General features: G+C 64.5%; 21 protein-coding genes. 13 read left to right on the top strand and 8 right to left on the bottom strand.

The features are described from left to right. Positions 1-29: 29 nt before the first annotated feature. The gene (locus tag QJT82_RS17785) at positions 30-992 is read right to left on the bottom strand and encodes an alpha/beta hydrolase (RefSeq protein WP_028341117.1); all 963 of its coding nucleotides are present in this window, start codon (positions 990-992) and stop codon (positions 30-32) included. Positions 993-1351: 359 nt separating this feature from the next. Between QJT82_RS17785 and QJT82_RS17780 the strand changes: the two genes are divergently transcribed. Beyond that, positions 1352-1528 (top strand): hypothetical protein, encoded by a 177-nt coding sequence (locus QJT82_RS17780; protein ID WP_018269760.1) that lies wholly within the window; start codon positions 1352-1354, stop codon positions 1526-1528. 97 nt (positions 1529-1625) lie between these two features. Here the strand turns inward: QJT82_RS17780 and QJT82_RS17775 are convergent, their stop codons facing one another. Further along, entirely contained in the window at positions 1626-2309 is a 684-nt protein-coding gene (locus tag QJT82_RS17775) for a tetratricopeptide repeat protein (protein WP_051447890.1), read from the bottom strand. Between the two features lie 123 nt (positions 2310-2432). Continuing rightward, positions 2433-2558, bottom strand: coding sequence for a type B 50S ribosomal protein L36 (gene ykgO / locus QJT82_RS17770; RefSeq protein WP_002718645.1), 126 nt, complete (start codon positions 2556-2558; stop codon positions 2433-2435). Between the two features lie 471 nt (positions 2559-3029). On the opposite strand from ykgO, the gene QJT82_RS17765 reads away from it, so the two are divergent. From QJT82_RS17765 to QJT82_RS17750, 4 genes are all read left to right on the top strand, one after another. Next, positions 3030-3914, top strand: coding sequence for a 4-hydroxyphenyl-beta-ketoacyl-CoA hydrolase (locus tag QJT82_RS17765; RefSeq protein WP_018269758.1), 885 nt, complete (start codon positions 3030-3032; stop codon positions 3912-3914). Between the two features lie 137 nt (positions 3915-4051). Continuing rightward, positions 4052-4891: a dienelactone hydrolase family protein gene (locus QJT82_RS17760; protein ID WP_028341119.1), complete on the top strand. Its 840-nt coding sequence runs from the start codon at positions 4052-4054 to the stop codon at positions 4889-4891. Beyond that, complete coding sequence (locus QJT82_RS17755) at positions 4888-5631, top strand: haloacid dehalogenase type II (RefSeq protein WP_028341120.1); 744 nt, start codon at positions 4888-4890, stop codon at positions 5629-5631. Before QJT82_RS17760 ends, QJT82_RS17755 begins: the two co-directional genes overlap by 4 nt. Positions 5632-5636: 5 nt before the next feature. Next, positions 5637-6110, top strand: a complete 474-nt coding sequence (locus QJT82_RS17750; RefSeq protein WP_028341121.1) for a YbaK/EbsC family protein — start codon at positions 5637-5639, stop codon at positions 6108-6110. On the opposite strand, the gene QJT82_RS17745 is transcribed toward QJT82_RS17750, so the two are convergent. The 4 genes from QJT82_RS17745 to QJT82_RS17730 all read right to left on the bottom strand — a co-directional run bounded on the left by QJT82_RS17745 (position 6107) and on the right by QJT82_RS17730 (position 11547). After that, on the bottom strand, positions 6107-6478 hold the full coding sequence (locus QJT82_RS17745; RefSeq protein WP_196238169.1) for a hypothetical protein: 372 nt from the start codon (positions 6476-6478) through the stop codon (positions 6107-6109). The genes QJT82_RS17750 and QJT82_RS17745 overlap by 4 nt on opposite strands. 144 nt (positions 6479-6622) lie before the next feature. Continuing rightward, on the bottom strand, positions 6623-7612 hold the full coding sequence (locus QJT82_RS17740) for a tripartite tricarboxylate transporter substrate binding protein (protein ID WP_028341123.1): 990 nt from the start codon (positions 7610-7612) through the stop codon (positions 6623-6625). A gap of 394 nt (positions 7613-8006) precedes the next feature. Then, positions 8007-10442 carry a hypothetical protein gene (locus QJT82_RS17735; protein ID WP_051447891.1) on the bottom strand — a complete coding sequence of 812 codons (2436 nt, stop codon included), beginning with the start codon at positions 10440-10442 and terminating at the stop codon, positions 8007-8009. Positions 10443-10632: 190 nt separating this feature from the next. Further along, on the bottom strand, positions 10633-11547 hold the full coding sequence (locus QJT82_RS17730) for a LysR family transcriptional regulator (RefSeq protein ID WP_016846155.1): 915 nt from the start codon (positions 11545-11547) through the stop codon (positions 10633-10635). Positions 11548-11663: 116 nt separating this feature from the next. On the opposite strand from QJT82_RS17730, the gene QJT82_RS17725 reads away from it, so the two are divergent. The 6 genes from QJT82_RS17725 (at position 11664) to QJT82_RS17700 (ending at position 18032) form a co-directional block, all read left to right on the top strand. Beyond that, entirely contained in the window at positions 11664-12416 is a 753-nt protein-coding gene (locus tag QJT82_RS17725) for an SDR family oxidoreductase (RefSeq protein WP_028341124.1), read from the top strand. Positions 12417-12492: 76 nt separating this feature from the next. After that, entirely contained in the window at positions 12493-13191 is a 699-nt protein-coding gene (locus QJT82_RS17720; protein ID WP_028341125.1) for a pirin family protein, read from the top strand. Between the two features lie 171 nt (positions 13192-13362). Next, the gene (wrbA, locus tag QJT82_RS17715) at positions 13363-13962 is read left to right on the top strand and encodes an NAD(P)H:quinone oxidoreductase (protein WP_028341126.1); all 600 of its coding nucleotides are present in this window, start codon (positions 13363-13365) and stop codon (positions 13960-13962) included. A 180-nt stretch (positions 13963-14142) separates the two neighbouring features. After that, the gene (locus QJT82_RS17710) at positions 14143-15090 is read left to right on the top strand and encodes a DUF5996 family protein (protein ID WP_028341127.1); all 948 of its coding nucleotides are present in this window, start codon (positions 14143-14145) and stop codon (positions 15088-15090) included. A gap of 232 nt (positions 15091-15322) precedes the next feature. Next, a complete protein-coding gene (locus QJT82_RS17705) occupies positions 15323-16429 on the top strand; it encodes a cellulase family glycosylhydrolase (RefSeq protein ID WP_028341128.1) in 1107 nt (368 codons plus the stop codon). A gap of 115 nt (positions 16430-16544) precedes the next feature. After that, positions 16545-18032: a hypothetical protein gene (locus tag QJT82_RS17700; protein WP_028341129.1), complete on the top strand. Its 1488-nt coding sequence runs from the start codon at positions 16545-16547 to the stop codon at positions 18030-18032. Between the two features lie 48 nt (positions 18033-18080). Here QJT82_RS17700 and QJT82_RS17695 read toward each other — a convergent pair whose 3' ends face one another. Then, on the bottom strand, positions 18081-18680 hold the full coding sequence (locus QJT82_RS17695; RefSeq protein WP_028341130.1) for a DUF1080 domain-containing protein: 600 nt from the start codon (positions 18678-18680) through the stop codon (positions 18081-18083). 219 nt (positions 18681-18899) lie between these two features. On the opposite strand from QJT82_RS17695, the gene QJT82_RS17690 reads away from it, so the two are divergent. Next, a complete protein-coding gene (locus QJT82_RS17690; RefSeq protein WP_244481944.1) occupies positions 18900-19370 on the top strand; it encodes a cupin domain-containing protein in 471 nt (156 codons plus the stop codon). Between the two features lie 72 nt (positions 19371-19442). After that, positions 19443-19682 (top strand): DUF2171 domain-containing protein, encoded by a 240-nt coding sequence (locus QJT82_RS17685; RefSeq protein ID WP_016846164.1) that lies wholly within the window; start codon positions 19443-19445, stop codon positions 19680-19682. The last annotated feature ends 23 nt before the right edge of the window (positions 19683-19705 follow it).

The following is a 19705-nucleotide window of genomic DNA, read 5'->3' as shown; positions in this document are numbered from 1 at the left end:
CACATTCGCGCGGCGCAAAGGCGCGGCAGCTATTGCGCCGTCACCACGTCCCGCATCATCAGGTCGGCCATCGTCTCGATCTCGGACGCCACGAGGTCGGGCACGACGTATTGCACCATGTGGCCTGTGCCCGGCAGCACGATCAGCTTCGCGTTCGGCGCCGATGCGGCGAGCGGCCGCGAGTGGATGCCGGTCGAGACCGTCTTGTCGACGTCGCCCGAAATGATCGACAGCGGCGCCCTGATCTCGGCATAGCGCGGGGCCTGTTCGACGACGGCGGCCTTCAGCGTGACGAGGTCGCGCGCATTGGCGATGAACTCGCGCGGACGCAGCAGCAGCAATGCCTCGCTGTCGCGGACGAAGTCAGCCGGTATCGGCTGCGGCGCGAACACGCCGTGCGCAGCCGAACTGGCAATGAGGAGACCGAGCGGCAGCGTGATCGTATGCGCAAGCAACGGTCCGATCAGTGGTGTCGCGATCACATCATTGTAGCGGCCGGCGCCGCCGCGCCACGGATAGGCGACAGGGGCGAGCAGCACGAGGCCGGCGACGCGATCCGGATGATCCAGCGCAATGCGCAAGGCAAGCGCGCCGGCCCAGGAATGCGCCACCACGATCGCCCGCTCGACGCCGAGCCTGGTCAGCGCCTCCACGATCATCCGGCCCTGGATCGCGGGCGTCGAATCCGCGACGCGCTCGCGCGGACTCCAGCCGTGACCCGGCCGGTCGATCAGGATCACCCGGCGCGCTTTGGCAATGCGATCGCCGAGCGGCTGCATCGCGCGCAGATTGGAGCTTGCGCCATGCAGCATCACGACCGGCGGGCCGACCGCGTCGCGCGGGCCGAGTTCGACCACATGCAGCCGCGCCCCGGCCACATCGATCATTCGGCCCCGAGGCGGAAAGGTACGCTGGATCAGCAGGGCGCCGAGCTGTGTCGCCAGGGCCAGCGCCAGCCCGGCTACCGCCAGCACAATGATTACGGTCAACATCGAGGGGATCCGAAAGGGCTTAGGCACCTGATTGGGCACCTGAGAATTACGACGAAGCCGAAATCAGGTTTCGCGCGGATGTGCCCCCTGCCCGGGTATGCTCTTGTTCGAAAAGCCAATCGTCGATTTTCCGGCCCGCGCCCCGGCGCGGAGTTGTCCACAATGCGCCCAGCCTGTGGATAGCGGGTTCATACCTGCGTCATTAGTAATTTCATAGATTGGCGGTGGCATTTTCGCCATCAGACGCGAGGCTTCATCGACACCGGGACGCTACTGGACTGCTTCCAGGCTTGTACACAGTATCCACAGGAACCCGCGTCCGCATGACGAGTTCAACGGGAAGTAATCGGAGGAGTACCATGATTTCCGACCCTAGCGATGCGGCCATCGATCAGATCGTGGCGAGCTGCAATGGCGACCTGCGCGGCGCCCTGAAGGCACTGTTGCTGGTGAATGAGCACCTGGAGGCGGAGCTTCAGCAATTCTATGCTGCCGTAGCCCAGGACACCGCGTCCCGCGGCAAGTTCTTGCACTAGCCTCCTACGCCGGACCGTATCGCGAGCAAGCATCAGGCTCGTGAGCAACGTGCCCATTCGCGGCCATCGCCCCACGATCGCGATCAATCGCACGCAATCAGATGTCGCGGCCTTCGACCTTTTCGGTCAGCTGCTTGACGATCTGCGGCACCTTCTCGAGGTAGGGATCGACAGCCAGCGCCTTGCGGAAGGCGTCGAGCGCGCGCTTGTCGTCGCCCATGTCCTGCATGATCATGCCGACGCCCGCCAGCGCGCCGAAATGGCGGGGTTCGCGGGTCAGCACCTGCTGCAGGTCTCCCAGCGAACGAACGTAATCGTTCTTCAAATAGTAGATCGTCGCACGCCGGTTCCAGGCTTCGACATAGTCGGGGCGGAGCTTGATCACCGCGTCCAGCAGCTTCAGCGCGACATCGACATTCTGGGCGTCGATCGCCGCCTTGGCGCGCACCATCAACAGCGCCGCGGTATCGCTCGGGGTTTGCAGCCACAGCGCCCAGATCCGCGCCTCGACATGGCGGGCGCTGTCCTCGTCGGGGGCGGCCTTCAGGGCGCCGAACAGGAAATCCAGCCCGCGGGTGCGGTCGGCCGGCACCTTCGGCAGCTTGGTCGGCGCTTCAGGTAGCTTTTTCTGGGCCTTGGGCGGCGGGACCACCCGCGGATCGTCCTGCGCGACGGCTGCAACAGGCAAAGTCAAAACAGGTCCGGCCAGAAGCGCGGCGATCAGGATCGCCAGCCGGCGGTTGGCGGGCCCCAGGAACTTGAATCCGAGCTTTGATCCCATGGCGGAAGTCTAGACGCACAACGCCGCACTGCAAAGCAGCGCGGCGTCAAAGACCTGTGAAGGAAGGATCGGAATCGGCCGGCGATCCGGGCGGGATCAGCCTTGTCGATCAGATTTGTCGGATCAACCCTGGCGCGCCTTGAAGCGGCGCTGGACCTTGTTGATCACATAGACGCGGCCCTTGCGGCGAACCAGACGGTTGTTGCGATGGCGGCCGCGCAGCGACTTCAGCGAGTTACGGACCTTCATGGGACAATCCTGTTACTTCGAAAGGCCCGTGTTGGAGGCCGTACCTGATCAATGCCAATATTTGGCAAAATGGGATTTATCCCGACAAGCGGCCTACCGCCCGGGACGGCCGGGTTCTAAGCCATCGGACCGTTAAATGTCAACCGAGACAGGACGATTTTCGGGCCTATCCTGGCCGGGAACCCGCGGAAGGCACCGAGCCACACCCTTGAGATCGCTCCGGAAACGGCGACGGCCACAATTATCCGGGCCATCGAGGCGACCCGCCATGTCCCTTTGACGATGGCGTCACGGCCGCCGAATCGCGTTTCCGTCCTCCTCGCGCCCGTCCCCGACCGTGACCGAACGGGACTTTGCGCCGGATTGAGCTCTGCGCGCGGCCAGAATCCTTCAACTCCTCGGTGCTTGCGAAAATCGTTATATCATATAATTATTTTCCATCACCAATGAACACGCCGCCGGGGAAACCGAATGCCCAAGCTCAAACTGCCCGACATCGAAAAGGTCACCGCGATCGACATCCACACCCATGCCGAGGAGCCGTGCGGCATGCATGGCGACGACGGCTATGACGACTTCCAGGCGCAGATGGCCGACTACTTCAAGTCGCCGCACAAGCATCCGCCGACCGTGCCGGAGACCGCGGCCTACTACCGCGCCAAGAACATCGCCGCGGTGATCTTCCCGGTCGACGCCGAGCGCGAGACCGGCTTCCGCCGCTACAACAATTACGAAATGCTCGAGGTCGCCTCCGACCATCTCGACGTGCTGATCCCGTTCGTCTCGATCGATCCGCACAAGGGCAAGCTCGGCGTCCGCGAGGCACGCAAGCTGATCGAGGAATACGGCGTCCGCGGCTTCAAATTCCACCCGACCATGCAGGGCTTCTACGCCAACGACCGCATGGCCTACCCGCTCTATGAAGCCATCAATGACGGCGGCGCAATCGCGCTATTCCACACCGGCCAGACCGGCGTCGGCTCCGGCATGCCGGGCGGCATGGGGATGCGGCTGAAATATTCCAACCCGATGTACATGGACGACGTCGCGGCCGATTTCCCCGACCTCAAGATCATCCTCGCGCATCCCTCCTTCCCCTGGCAGGAAGAGGCGCTGTCGGTCGCGACCCACAAGCCGAACGTCTATATCGACCTCTCCGGCTGGTCGCCGAAATACTTCCCGCCGATCCTGGTGCGCTACATCAACTCGATCCTGCAGGACAAGATGCTGTTCGGCTCGGACTGGCCGGTGATCACGCCGGACCGCTGGCTCGCCGATTTCGCCAAGCTCGACATCCGCGAGGAGATCCGGCCGAAGGTCATGAAGGCCAACGCGCGGAAGATTTTGGGGATCTAGAGCATGATCCGGAAAAGTGCGAAGCGGTTTTCCGAAAAGATCATGCCCAAACAAGGAGATGAGATCATGATGCGATTCCGTGGAAGCGCATCATGATCTAAGGGAGTATTGTCGGCGGCAAGCTTCGGAGGTGGTTCATGACGAACTTCACCGGACTTGCCACCCTCTCCGCACTCCTGATCGGAAGCGCAGAACTCTGCTGCGCGGCACGCGCCGGGCAGCCGGCCGCGTTCGTCGAATTCGAGAGCCCGCTTGCAAGTGCGCAGCCACTGCAAGGCTATCTGCGAACACCCGATGGACCGGGCCCCTCGCCCGCCGTGGTGCTGCTGCACGGCTGCAGCGGCTTCTTCAAGCAACTCGACGAGCGCTGGGGCAAGCGGCTGGCGGCCTGGGGCTATGTCACGCTCACGGTCGACCGGTTCGGGCCGCGCGGCATCACCAGCGCCTGCACGAGCGGCGCGCCGGCCGCAACCGTCCATGACGCCTATCGTGCGCTGAGCTATCTCGCGCGGCAATCGGCGGTCGATCCCGATCGCGTCGCGGTAGTCGGGTTCTCGCAAGGCGCCTGGCTCGCCCTGCTCTCGGTCGAGCGCGGCGCGATCGAACATAACGCGGCAGAGAAATTCCGCGCGGCCGTCGCGTTCTACCCGCCCTGCCTCAGCATCAAGGGCGACATGACGGTGCCGACGCTGATCATGGTCGGCGAGCTCGACGACTGGACGCCGGCCAAGGAGTGCCGGACCCTGGCCGAAGGCCGCGACGACTACGGCATCTCCCGGCAAAATCGTGCGGGACATCCGATCGAGCTGATCGTCTATCCCGGCGCCTATCACGGTTTCGACGTGCAGCATTACAGCACGCCGGTGCAGATGCTCGGTCATCACCTCGAATTCAACGAGGTAGCCAGGGATCAATCCATCGACGCACTCAGGAAATTCCTGTATGCGACAATCGGCGGGCAAGAGAGATCACAATGACCATCAAGGCAATCGTCTTCGACGCCTACGGCACACTCTACGACGTCCAGTCGGTGGCCGACGTCACCGAGGATGCGTTCCCCGGCTACGGCGACATCATCACGCAGATCTGGCGCATCAAGCAGCTCGAATATAGCTGGCTGCGTTCGCTGATGCGGCGCTACCAGGATTTCGCCGGCGTAACTCGCGACTCCCTCGCCTACACGCTGCGCTGCCTCGGCCTGCAATATGACGCGGCGACCTTCGCCCGCATCATCGACAAGTATCAGCATCTGGCGCTGTATCCGGATGCGGTCGCCGCGCTCGAGGCGATGAAGGACAAGAAGCTCGCGATCCTCTCCAACGGCAGCCCTGACATGCTGAATGCGCTGGTGCGCAACTCAGGACTCGACTGCGTGCTCAATGCGACCATCAGCGTCGATGCCCACAAGGTGTTCAAGCCGGCGCCCGAAGCCTACACGCTGATCGAGGAGGTGCTGAAAGTACCGCCGGCGGAGGTGCTGTTCATCTCCTCCAATCCGTGGGACGCCTGCGGTGCCAAGTCGTTCGGCCTCAACGTCGCATGGATCGAGCGGGTGACGCCGGAAGCGATGGCGCTGGCCTGCGTCGAAAGCGAGACGGTCGCCCCATTGACGATGTTCAAGGCACTGCGTACCCAGATGGACGAGCTCGGCGTCGTGCCCGATCACCGGATCCACGGTCTCTCCGAACTTCCCGCTCTGGTGTCTGCAAGGTCCTGAACATTATGAGTCTCGACTCCGTCCGCGCCTTCTTCGCCGAGAAGGCGCCCGAAATCTCCGTGATCGAATCCACCACGAGCTCCGCGACCGTCGTGCTGGCGGCGGAGGCCTACGGCGTCGAGCCGGCGCGGATCGCCAAGACGTTGAGCCTGCGGGTCGGCGACCGCGTGGTGCTGATCGTTGCCGCCGGGACGTCGCGGATGGACAACAAGAAGGTCAAGGCGGCGTTCGGCGGCAAGCCGAAGATGCTCGGCCTCGACGAGGTCGCCGACATCACCGGTCACGAGGTCGGCGGCGTCTGCCCGTTCGGGCTGAAGACGCCACTGCCGGTCTATTGCGACGTATCGCTGAAGGCATTCGATGTCGTGGTGCCGGCGGCGGGCTCGACCCACAGCGCGGTCCGCATCACGCCCGACAGGATGGCGGAGCTGACCGCAGCCGAATGGGTCGACGTCTGCGAAGTCAGACCCGAGAATTAGTCCTCATCGTCGAACGGTGGCCGCGATGGCGCCGGCTGCACCGGCTGTGGTGCACGCGGCCGCTGCTGCATCTGCGGCGCACGACCCTGCATTTGCGGCTGTTGGGCCCGCCCTTGTGTCTGCGGCTGTTGCGCGTTCGATTCGAACACGGCACGACAACTGTTGGAAAGTTGCGGCGTGTTCTGCCGCAGGCAAGCCACGATGCGCTGCACGTCGGGCACCTGGTCGCTGCAGAGCCGCCACACGTCCGGTGTGCACGCCATCTGCTGTTCCCAGGTTCCCCGATACTCCTCGGCGACCGCGGCCGTTGCCGTGGCAGCTCCGCCGATCGCTATGGCAAGGCTCAGGACGATCCGCTGCGATCGCATGTCGGGCTCCCGTAGTTCCAGATGTTGGCCCGCGCGCGCAAGTTCCCGCGCCGCGATTTGCTCCAAAGCTGCCCAATGAATGCGGCCAAGGATCGTTCACGCGGACAACTAAAAGTGAAGAGAGTTTGTCCCGGAGGGAGGGACCTATTCGACCTTGCCGATCTTTTTCACCGCCGCGATCAACCGCGCGCTGTCGTCTGCAACAAATTTTGAGAACGCCGGCGCGTCCATATAGGCGACCGGACTGCCTGCGGTTTCGAAGGTCTTGATCACCTCCGGCGCCTTCACGGCATCGGCCATCGCCGCGCGCAGCCGGTCCATGATCGGCATCGGCAGCGCTGACTGCGCGAACAGTCCCGCCCAGATGTAGAACTCGACGTCCTTGTAGCCGAGTTCCTTGAACGTCGGCAGATCGGGGAAGCTCGCGATCCGCTCGGCGCCCCAATTGGCGAGCACGCGCATCTTGCCGTCCTCGACCTGCTGCTTGAGCGTGCCCGGCGCCGACGCCAATGCCTGCACGGTGCCGGAAAGCAGCGCGGTGAGCGCCGGGCCTGCGCCGCGGAACGGCACGTGCAGCAGCTTTATCCCTGCGCTCGCCGCGAACATCTCCATCGCGACATGCAGCGTGCCGTACGGACCGGACGAGCCGTAGGGGATCTGTCCCGGGCGTTTCTTCGCGTCGTCGACGAATTCCTGCAGCGATGTCCACGGCGCCGAGGCCGGCACCGCCAGCAGCGTCGGATCGGCGAGCACGCGCGCGACCGGCGCGAACTGCGACACCTCATAGGCAACCGGACGATCGAACAGCCGGTCGGCCTCCGGCAGCACCGCGAGCGAGGACAGCGTCATCAGCAGCGTATAGCCGTCGGGCTCGGCGCGCGCGGCCTGTGCATTGCCGATCGATCCGCCTGCTCCGCCGGCGCGATTGTCGACGATCACGGGCTTGCCGAGGATGCGCTCCAGCGCGAGCGCCACCGGCCGTGCCGCAAGGTCGGCCTGGCCGCCGGCCGGAAACGGCACGATCATCGTGATGTTGCGGTTGGGATAGGCGCCTTGCGCAAACGCGGAGTTGGCGAGCGCAGTCTGCGCAAGCGGCAATGCGGCAGCGGCGCGCAGGAGTTCGCGGCGGTTCATCGAGAGTTTCTCCCCAGTCATCCTTCTTGGCGATCGCAGCCGATCGCAATGCCACGGTCATGGCCGCGGCTTGGTCGCATGGTGCAGGAGCGGGACGCGCATCTCAAGCGTCCCGCTGCCGCATCCGGTGCGGACTGACTAACGAAGAAGATCGAGGCCAGCTGGGTCAGGTCCTAGCGGTTGACGGAATTAGGCCAAGTGGCAGTCGCAAAGGCGGTGCGCCCCCTCTCCCGCTTGCGGGGAGGGTTGGGGTGGGGGCTCTCTCCACGAGTCGTATCGTGGAGAGAGCCCCCACCCGTATCGCATCTCTGATGCGATACGACCTCCCCCGCAAGCGGGAGAGGTTCAGCAGTCTGCCGCGAGGCTGGTTCAGCCTGACTCCATCATGCACTAGCTAACGCTTGCGCGCCGCCTTGCGGGACTTTCCGACCGACCGTTTGCTGGCCGCGCCGCGCTTGGTCGCGGTCTTTTTGCTGGCGGCCGCGCGTCGGACCGGAGCTGCCGCGGCCGGCCGCTTGCGCGCCGGCGCCTTCTTCGGTGCCTTCCGGGCCGTTTCCCTCGCAGCTTTCCTGGCGGCCTTCTTCGCTGCTTGCGGACGCGCGCGTCGCGCGGTTGTCGCACTGCGGCGCCGCGTGCTGCTTCCTCCGATCGGAACGAGGTGGTCGTCGGCATCCAGTGTGAGCTGCTGGAGCGGGAACGCCGGCAGGAAGCTCGGGTCGTTGTAGAGCTTGCTCAAACTGTCCTGATCGAACTTGCCGCCCTGCCCGCGATCCTCGCCCGCGCCGGCGCGCCAGGCCGCTTCCCAGACCCGGGCCAGGGTCTTGGCACCGTCCTGCATGCAGGCCGCGGTGGCATCCTTCAGCTTCGACCACAGCGCCTCGACCTGGCCGCTGCCCATATGCGAATTGAACAGGTTGACGATGGTCATCGGCGGCAGCCGCTTCACGGTCCGCTGCATCAGCGCGACCACGGCAACCGCGACGTCGCGGCCGGTCGGCGTGCCGCCAGGGACAATCTCGGCAACGTCGCTGGTCCGGGCGTCAGGGATCATCTTGATGAGATCCTTGCCGTGGCGGCCGATCATCGTGGTCTCGTACACGCTGTGCACCTTGGCATGCGCCTTGTCGTTCGGATCGAGGCCATGGTGGAATTGCGAGATGTGCAGCGGCTGGCAGGCATCGCCGATGTAATGCGCGACGATGCCCGCGGCGCAGACGAACTCCAGCTTCTTGTTGGCGGCGGCGTACTCCACCATCTCGTCGAAAATCTGCCAGACCCGGAACGGCAGCGCACCGCGCCGGTCCTCGCCGATCCCCTCGTAATAGTCGTTCCAGACCTTCGGATCGACGTTGCGCGTCGACTCCGCGCAAAGATCGAGCAGCGTCTTGCCGTCCCTGCCCGGCTTGTCCATGTCGGCGAAATGGTTGCTTTCGTCGGTGTGCCGGGTGAAGCGCCAGACCAGGTCGGCGACATCGGCCAGCGGCGAGAACGTGCCTCGCTGATGCGGCTTGAGGTCGGCAAGCAGCTTGTCGTCGAGGCCGATATTGTCGGAATTGGCGTCCATCATGGTGGCGAGCTTGGGCAGCTTCGCATCGATCAGACCGGTCGCGTAGGCACCGATCTTGACGTGGCCCCATTCGCCCCAATACTCGGTGTGACCGGCGTTCCAGTCGCCGATCAACTCGACATCGAGCTCGCGGCACAGCGTCGCCATGCAGATACCGAGCGCAACCTGCATCGGGACCTTGCCGCTCGATCCGAACAGTTCCTGGCCGCCCCATTCGAGCGCCAAGGGACTGAGGATCCGCGCGCCGCTGGCGTTCTTCCTGGCGTCCGGATCGTCGACGAACCACATCGTGCCGGAGTCGCCCGGATAATTGTTGAGCGGCGTGTCGCCGTCGCGCGGGCCGATCACGAAATCGCTGACATATTCCATGCCGCCGACGGTCTTGTAGCGATAGAACAGGCCGAGGATCTTGCCCTTCATCAATCCGCTGGTCGCACCGAACGCGATCAGCGGCTGGTTGATGATGTCGAGACGGAAGGTGCCGACATTGAGGTCGACGACGTCGCCGACCTGGCCGACGCCGTAGACCTGCGCGGTCCAGCCCTTGACGTCGTCGACGCGGATCAAGCCGGCATCGAGATTGGCCACCACGCGCGAGCCGGGCCAGCCGGGATAGACCTCGCTGAAGGCGCGCTTGCCGAGTTGCAGCGCATCGCTGACGCCGAGGCGGCGGTCGGTGTTCTTGAAGCCGGCGAAGATCTCGCGGCCGGCGGCGCCGACCACGTGACGGTTGGACAGCGCAAACACCGTCTCGCCATTGGTGACGAGACAGCCGATCGAGCCACGGTGGATCTTGCCCTGGATCATGGTCTGCACCGGAAAGCCGCCGCCGACCAGATCGCTCTTGAACACCGGCGGATCGACGCTGCCGGGACTGCCCTCGTTCGGATCGACCTTGACGACGCAGGTGGGCACGACGCGACCGTCGGGCAGATACAGGAACGGAGGTACCAGCTGGTCCTGCTTCTCCGGATGGTTCTTCAGCTCGGAGCGCTTCATCCAGTCGCGGACGAAGACGAGGATGCAGGGCCACGACCAGTCCTTGACCGACGAATTGAACAGCGTGCGCGGACCGAGCGCCTGCGGTTTGGAGTGCGCCTTCCTTTCCGTCGCGTTGCGATCGTTGTCCCGGATCAGATAGCGCCCGATCGCCGTGGCGTAGACCGATTGCAGATGGGCCAGATGCACGTGATAGGCCTCGCGGGCATCGAGCAGGTCCTTGACCGACAATGACGTGAAATCATGCTTGGTCAGATCAATCATCTGGTTCCTCCGAAAATGCGCTTTGCGGCAACACCGGTTCAGGACGCAGAAATAGACGATCGCGGCAGCCCACGATCATGGGTTAGTTCACATAAGTTATACAATTTAAAAGGGATGACACGAATGTGACGGGCCGCACGGCGGTTGGCCGGTGCGCGTGCGGGCGTCTGTTTCCGCTGAGCGCGGTGCTCTATTTCCGCTGGGCGCGCCCTTTGGCGAAATGCTTGGCCAGGAAATCCGCCAGCACCTCGACCCGCGCAGGACGCGGGCCGCCGGGCGGTGTGACGAGATGCACGGCGCCCTCGGGCTGCTTCCAGCCTTTCAGGATCACCTCGACCTCGCCGCGCGCGATCGCGTCGCCGACGATGAAGTCGGGCAGATCGGCGATGCCGAGGCCGGCGAGCAGCGCGGGCATCACCGCCTCGCCATTGTTGACGCGGAGCTGGCCGGCGGGACGCACGCTCGCCTGCTCGCCCGACGCGTTGGTGTAGTGCCAGACGCCCTGGGTCGAGAGATAGGCGTAGCCGAAGCATTTGTGCTCGGCGAGATGCATCGGATGGGTCGGCCGGCCGTGGCGCTTCAGATAGGACGGCGCCGCCACCGTGTAGCGCGGCATGCCGCACAGCCGCCGCGCGATCAGCGAGGAATCCGGCAGCCGCGCGATGCGCAGGCCGGCATCAAAGCCCTCGCCGATCAGATCGACCGTCGCGTCGCTCAAATGCAGGTCGATCGAAACCTCCGGATAGGCCTCCATGAATTCCGGCAGCAGCGGCGCCACCGTCTTGATGCCGAAACTCATCGGCACCGCGAGCCGCACCAGGCCGCGCGGCGTGGTCGATTGCGCCAGCGCCTCGTTCTCGGCGGCCTCGCCGTCGGCGAGCAGCCGCGCGGCGCGCTCCGACAATTTCTGGCCGGCATCGGTCAGCGCCAGCCGCCGCGAGGTGCGGTTGAACAGCCGGGCGCCGAGCCGCTCCTCCAACCGGCTGACCGCCTTGGACACCGTCGCCTTGGACAGCGAGAGCTCGGTCGCGGCCGCCGCAAAGGACCGTAATTCCACGACTTTTGCGAAGATCGCGAGCGCCTCGAAGTCCGGCAGTTTCGACATGGGCGGCTGTCCTGATTGCTCAATACTGGAAACAATGAGTTTCGATAGTTTCTATTTCTATACCACAGTCAAAGGCATATCCAAGTGCCATCAAATTCAACCGATGGAGAAATCCAATGACCAAGAAGCTCTCAGGCAAGGTCGCCCTCGTTACCGGCGGTTCGCGCGGCATCGGCGCGGCCAGCGCCCGTGCACTCGCGGCGGAAGGCGCGAGCGTCGCGATCAGCTACGTCGCTTCTCCCGAGAAGGCCGAGGCCGTCGTCGCCGAGTTGAAGGGCAAGGGCGTCAAAGCCCGCGCCTACAAGGCCGACCAGGCCTCGTCATCCGATGTCGATCAGCTGGTGAAGACCGTCGCCAAGGATTTTGGCCGGCTCGACATCCTGGTCAATAACGCCGGTGTCGCATCGGGCGGCGCGGTCGACGATCCCAAGGCCGATACCGCGACGCTCGCCCGCCAGGAGGCGATCAACATCGACGGCGTGATCACCGCGATCCGCGCCGCCTCCAAGCTGATGGGCGAAGGCGGCCGCATCGTCACCGTCGGCTCCATGCTGGCGGATCGCGCCTCGTTCCCGGGCCTTGCCGACTACGTCGCCACCAAGGCGGCCGTCGTCGGCTACACCAAGGGCGCGGCGCGCGACCTCGGACCGCGCGGCATCACGGTGAACGTGGTGCAGCCCGGCTCGATCGACACCGACATGAACCCGAAGGACGGCGGCGAGTTTGCCGAGACGCAACGCCTGCAGCATGCGCTGCAGCGCTTCGGCCGCCCCGAGGAAGTCGCAGCCGGCGTCGTGTTCCTGGCAAGCCCGGAAGCCTCGTTCGTGACCGGCACCGTGCTCAACGTCGACGGCGGCTTCGGCGCCTGATCGGAAAATTTTCTGGAGACGCCGGGCGCAGTGCGCCCGGCCCGCTCCTCAAACATCGACAACAAGGGGAATGACCATGATCGAACTCAGACCATTCGCAGAGCTTGGCGGCGCCGACCACGGCTGGCTGAAGGCCAAGCACCACTTCTCGTTCGCGAGCTACTACGATCCCGACAATGTCAGCCACGGCGCGCTGCGCGTCTGGAACGACGACGAGATCGCGCCCAACTCCGGCTTCCCGGCGCATCCGCACGCCAACATGGAGATCATCACCTATGTTCGCGAAGGTGCGATCACGCACCAGGACTCGCTCGGCAACAAGGGACGCACCGAAGCCGGCGACGTCCAGGTGATGAGCGCCGGCAGCGGCATCCGTCACTCCGAGTACAATCTGGAGCCGGCGAAGACCAAGATCTTCCAGATCTGGATCGAGCCGACGACGAAGGGCGGCCACCCGACCTGGGGCTCAAAGCCGTTCCCGAAGGCGGACCGCTCCGGCAAGCTCGTCACCATCGCCTCGGGTATCGACGGCGACGACGACGCGCTGCCGATCCGTGCCGATGCGCGGGTGCTCGCCACCACGCTGAAGGCCGGCGAGAGCGCGGAATACGCCGCCGATAAGGCCCGTCACCTCTATCTGGTGCCGGCGGCCGGCAGCATCGAGGTCAACGGCGTGCGCGTCAATGCCCGCGACGGCGCCGCGATCCGCGATGAGGCCAAACTGAAGATCACCGCGCTCGAGGATGCCGAGCTCGTCCTCGTCGACGCGGCGTAAGTACCACATCCACACTTCGTCATGCCCGGGCAAAAGCGCGAAGCGCGTCTTTACGCAACCCGGGCATCCATCCCCTTCCGAAGAGTCTCTGAGAACGATGGATTGCCGGGTCAAGCCCGGCAATGACAGCCCCCAAACCCAATTCCTCTCCCCCACCCAAAGGAGGCCATCATGGCCAAGGTTCTCGTTCTCTATTACTCCGCCTACGGTCACATCGAAGCCATGGCGAATGCCGTCGCGGAAGGTGCGCGCGAAGCCGGCGTCACCGTCGACATCAAGCGCGTGCCCGAGCTGGTGCCGGCCGAAGTCGCCAAGGCCTCGCACTACAAGCTCGACCAGGCCGCGCCGATCGCCAAGATTGACGATCTCGCCAACTACGATGCGATCATCGTCGGCACCGGCACCCGGTTCGGCCGCATGGCCTCGCAGATGGCCAACTTCCTCGACCAGGCCGGCGGCCTCTGGGCCAAGGGCGCGCTGAACGGCAAGGTCGGCGGCGCCTTCACCTCGAGCGCGACCCAGCATGGCGGCCAGGAGACCACGCTGTTCTCGATCATCACCAACCTCCTGCATTTCGGCATGACGGTGGTCGGGCTGAACTATGGTTTTGCCGGACAGATGAGGCTCGACGAGGTCACCGGCGGCGCGCCCTACGGCGCCACCACGATCACCGGTGGCGACGGCAGCCGCCAGCCCAGCGAGAACGAACTCGCCGGCGCCCGCTATCAGGGCCGCGCGATCGCGGAGACCGCGAGGAAACTTCGCGGCTAAGCCGCACGGTGAAGCCGGTTGAGTTTCAAACCTCGGCCGGATTCTCGCGCAACAGGGCGGCACTCTCCCGGACGATTGCCGCCCGATCCACTGTTTCGGCAGTGTCGGTTCCCGAAGTCATCGGGACCACTTTCGTGCTATGCCGCAAGGCAGCTTGTCGGCGCAGCCCAGAGGTTTGCCATGACCAACACACAGAAGACCCGCTGGCCGGAACTGCCGACCGCGGCGTGGCGCGACAGCTGTGCCACGCTCCAGCTCTTCACCCAGATCGCCGGCAAGATCCGGCTGACGAAGTCGCCCTGGCTCAATCACTCCTGGCACGTCACGCTCTATGTCACGGCGCGCGGGCTGACGACCTCGCCGATCCCCGACGGCGATCGCACCTTCCAGATCGACTTCGATTTCATCGATCACGTGCTCCGCATCTCAACCAGCGACGGCACCGAACGGCAATTCGCGCTGGCCGGTCAATCGGTCGCGAGCTTCTACGCGGCGGTCACGACCAATCTGAAGGACCTCGGCATCGACGTCGCCATTGACGAGATACCGAACGAAGTCGCCGACCCGATCCGCTTCTCGCAGGATACGCAGCATGCATCGTACGATGCGGATGCCGTGCGCCGGTTTCACCAGATCCTTGTGAACTGCGATCGCGTGTTCAAGCAATTCCGGACCGGCTTTCTCGGCAAGGCGAGCCCGGTGCATTTCTTCTGGGGCAGCTTCGATCTCGCGGTGACGCGGTTTTCCGGCAGAACCGCGCCGCGACATCCCGGCGGCGTGCCCCATTTGCCCGACGAGGTGGCGCACGAAGCCTATTCGCACGAGGTCAGCAGCGCCGGCTTCTGGCCAGGCGGCGGTGTGATCGATTATCCCGCATTCTATTCCTACGCCTATCCGGAGCCCGCGGGCTATCGCAGCACGCCGGTACGGCCCGACGCTGCGTTCTTCAGCGAGACACTCGGCGAATTCATCCTGCCCTACGATGCCGTGCGAATGGCTGCAGACCCGGACAAGGCGCTGCTCGAATTCCTGCAATCGAGCTATGAGGCCGCGGCCATCAACGCGAACTGGGACCGTGCTGCGCTGGAATGCGCACCGGGCCAGCCGGGCGTGGTCCGAGGGATCTAGCTCCGGCGCGCAGCACCGGCGGCTCAATCCTCTTCGCGCGACGGCGTCGCCTTGCCGAGCGCCTGCATAAGTTAAATTTTCGTGTTACGTCTTTACCGCATCGTTGCTTGGCCGAGCTATCTTTCGGACGACGCCCCGCAACCCCGGCCGGCTCGAACACAACAGGCAGTAAATTCGTGAGCGCCCCGCAACCCGTCACGATCCCGCGACAACCATCGCACGCTGATCGGTCATGACGCGGCCATCGATCCTTGCCCTCGCGGTCAGCGCGTCCATTCTGCTGTCGGTCGCCGCGCGGGCCTGTCCCGCCTTGATCGACGGCGTCCCGGCCGACCGGCTCAAGGCGCTGTCACGCGGCGTCAATGCCGACGGCTGGATCGCCGATCCGCGGTCGGCGCCGCCCCGCGCCCTGCTGCTCGAGCTGCGCAAGGCCGGCATGACCCACGTCCGGCTGCCGGTGCCCGCCGACTTCGTCATGCCGCGCTTCGCCGCGAAAGCGGAGATCGACAGCCGCCTGCGCACCGTCGATGCCGCGCTCAAGACCCTGCTCCCGCTCGGCTATGCGGTGTCGATCGACCTGCATTCCGGCGAGCACTTCAACGCGCTGCACAAGGACGATCCCACCAGTGCGATGATCGAAATGAAGCGCGCCTGGACCGAGCTCGCACGGGTCATGCAGCGCTATCCGTCCGACCGTGTGTTTGCGGAACTGTTGAACGAGCCGGATGTCGAGGCCGCGCAATGGCAGGGCGAAGTCCGGGAGCTGGCCGGCTTCATTCGCGGCCTGCTGCCGCAGACCACGCTGGTCACCGGGCCGGTCAACTGGCAGCGCGCGGATTCGCTGCCGGATTTCACTCCGCTCGACGATCCGAATGTCGTCTATGCCATCCACTTCTACGATCCGATGGTGTTCACCCATCAGGCCCATTGGGATCCGAGTGAGCCGCTGCACGACGTCACCGGATTGCCTTATCCGGTCCGCGCCGACGATCCCAGGGTTCGACAGCTGCGGGAGCAGCTCACCGCGCTGGACAAGCGCAAGGCACTCGCGATGGTGGACCGCGCCATTCCCGACCGCGGCATCGACCAATGGCTCGAGCCTGCCGCCGCCTGGCAACGGCAATATTCGCGGCCGATCATCATCAATGAATTCGGGGTGCTCAAGGCCGGAGCGCCGCGCGACAGCCGGCTGCGTTGGCTCGCCGGCGTGACGGCTTACGCCCGGCAACAATGCTGGGGCTGGACCCATTGGGAGCTGTCGCAGGGCTTCGGCCTCGCCGACGCCGCCACCGGCAAGGCCGACCGCGATGCGCTGAGGGCCCTGCTCGGCACCCGCTGACCCATCTGGTTAACCGGTTCTTACACAATGCGCGGCTAGATCGACGATGCGGTGTGACACGTCCGGTCACGTTAGGTCAGAGCCTGTGCGAGCAGAGATAGCCCCGCGGCCGCTGTTGGCCGGCGATCTGATTCCTGCACTCGGCATCGCCGTGGCATCGATCGCATTCGCACCGATCATGCAGGCGGCCAACGCCGGGCTCGCGATCGTCGTCGAAAGCCTGATCGGCTGCGCCATCGTGCTCGCGGTGCCGGCCTACGCGCCGTCGATCGCCATCTTCATCATCTTCTTCCAGAATCTCTTCGTCTCGATTCTGTCGTCCTATATGACGACCGAGCAGGAGATGGATTTCGTCAAGGGCTACAATTTCCTGGTCTGCGCGGTGATGTGGCTGGTCACGCTGGCGCTCTATGCGCTGCACCAGCGGAAACATTCCGCCGAGATCGACCGGATCATGAAATGGGGGTTGATCACCCTCGCAACCGTGACCGCGTATTTCCTGCTCGGCGCCACGCAGGATTCGCACGCGGCCCTCGTCTATCTGCGCAACATCGCGCTGCCGCTGTTTCTGTTTCAGCTGTCGCTGCTGACGGCCGCAACCTTCGAGATCCGCATCACGCCCTTCCTGGTGACGGTTGCCGCGCTGCTGATCGTCTGCGGATATGTCGAACTGCTGTTCCGCGATTTCTGGCTCTCCATCACCAACGGCTACACGTTCTGGCATTTCGACGAGCTGAAGGCGACCCGTTCCGGGTCCTGGGAAGCCGAGATGCGCGCAACCGGCAGGGTGCCGGTGGATCTGATCGATCGCTTCCGTTTCAGCTTTCTCAACAGCCCGTTGTTCGAGGACCTCGGCCTCTCGTCGTTGCTGCGCATCTTCGGACCGAATATGAGCCCGATCAGCTTCGGTTACGGCATCGCCTTCTCCATCCTGTTCCTGTTCGCGGTCGGATATCGCTGGCTGGCGCTGGCTGCGATCCCGCTGCTGATTTGCTGCAGCGTGAAAGGCGCGCTCATCCTGGTCGTCTTCGTCGCCTTGGCCTGGACGGCAACCGGGCTGTTCGGCGCCACCATCACCCTTGCCGTGGCGCTGATCGGCCTCGTGCTGTACGCCATCGCGGCGATCTATATCGGACTCCAGATCGGCGACTTCCACGTGATCGGCTTCATGGGCGGATGGGACGGCTTTCGGCAGAATCCCATCGGCCGCGGACTTGGCGTCGGCGGTAACCTCTCCGAAGGTTACTTCTCGATCGACTGGAACGCCGCGCAGGCGGCCGGCACGATGGACGGCGCGGTGGAGAGCGCCGTCGGCGTGTTGCTGTACCAGATGGGGATCGGCTCACTGGTGCCGCTCGGCTACTTCCTGGCGATGGCGCTCAAGGCCTGGCGCCTCTACGCCTCGTCGGGAATTCTCATGCAAGGGCTCGCCGCCTTCGGCACGATGGTCGTGCTGGTGAACGGCATCTTCCAGGAAGAGGCGCTGTTTGCGCCGCCGGCGCTTGGGCTGTTGCTGTGCCTGACCGGGCTCGTGATCGGCCATCATCTGCGCACGCAAGGCGACGATCGGAAGGTCTCTACGACCGGCAGTGCTCCTCAATAAGGAGGGGCCTCGTCGCGTTGCGACCGAGGCCCCGCTCAACCGATGCCGTCAGAGCGGCTTGATCTGCACCTTGCGGAACTTGACCACGCCCGAACCATACTGGAGCGCGATGTAGCCGTTGGCGTGCTTGGAGTCCTGGGCGTCGACAGTCTTCTGGCCGTTCAGCGTCACGACGAAATGCGGCCCCTGCGCCGTGATCTCGTAGACGTTCCACTTGCCGGCCGCCTTCGGCATCGGATCGACCTTGCCGACGTCGACAATCGCGCCGGTGCCGTAGGTCGGGTCCGGCCGCTTGTCGAAGATGTTGACCTCGTAGCAGACCTTTGAGTCGATCACCTTGTTGCCTTCGCAGCGGATGAAGATGCCGCTGTTGGCATCCTCGTCGGTCCAGAACTCGGCCCGGATCTGGAAATCCTTGTATTGGGTCTTGCTGACGAGATAGGAGAGATCCTTGCCGTCGAGCTTGTCGGCGACCAACGCGCCGTCCTTCATCGCCCAGTTGGCTTTGCCGACCTCGTCCCAGTCACCCTTCTTGGAGCTGTCGAGCAGCGTGATCCAGCCGTCGTCCCCCGAGGCGGTGGTGGGAAATTGCAGCGCGGCCGCACCGATCACAAGTCCCACCGCCAGTATCGACAGATGCTTCTTCAAGGTTATCCTCCCGTCTTTTGGTTGGCGCGCAACCTATCATCGTCTGCAGCGGCGTAAATGCTTTTTCATATTGCAACTGCGTTGTGTCACGAATCGCTGTCGCAATCCTGAGATCAGACATGCATGGCCGCGTCTTGCCGGGCGGACGCGAGGACGATTAGCCTCGCGCGGCGTACGGGCGCGGCGGTCGCCCGAGAAATCCGATCTGGGAGCATACCGATGACGGCGTCGAACCGATCCTGGCGATACCTGATGATGCCGTTGGCTTTTGCCGGCATGCTGAGCGTCAGCTCCGCGGCCGAGCTCAATCCGGCCGCCGTCACCTACAAGCTGCCGGATCAGATCCCCTGGAGCCCGGTCGATGCGCGCGGCGCGCAGAATGCCGTCGTGGTCGGCGATCCCTCGAAGCCCGGCTTCTACATGGTCTACACCAAATGGACCAAGGGCAATCACTTCAGCCGTCCGCACTTCCATCCCAACGACCGCTACATCGTCGTGCTCAAGGGCACCTGGTGGGTCGGCTCGGGACCGAAATTCGATCCCGATCACGGCACCGTGGCGATGCCGGCCGGCAGCTTCGTCACCCATTTCGGCAAGCAAGTGCACTGGGACGGCGCCAAGGACGAGGACGCCGTGCTGCTGATCATGGGCGAAGGCCCGGCCACCGCGACCGAGGTCGAGCAGAAGTAGCCGGAACCGGCTAGCAACCTTTGCATCCACGCGGCGTTTCATCCCCTCATCATCATGACGAGGAGATGACGCATGGCAAACGCTGCCGACATTCGGGAACATATGGATGTGATCTCGTCGGACAAGAAAACGGTCGGCAAGGTCGACCACATGGAAGGCACCGACAAGATCAAGCTGACCAAGCAAAGCTCGCCTGACGGTCAGCACCACCACTTCATTCCGCTGTCCTGGGTCGACCATGTCGACCAGCACGTCCACCTCAACAAATCGGGCTCCGACGTGACGGCGCATTGGCAGCACGGCCGCCAATAGCCGCGTTGCGCGAGGTGGGAGCG

Origin of the sequence: Bradyrhizobium sp. Mp19, assembly GCF_029952935.1 — a bacterium.
In the GTDB taxonomy this organism is placed as follows: domain Bacteria; phylum Pseudomonadota; class Alphaproteobacteria; order Rhizobiales; family Xanthobacteraceae; genus Bradyrhizobium; species Bradyrhizobium elkanii.
This window is presented reverse-complemented; position numbering and strand designations above follow the sequence as displayed.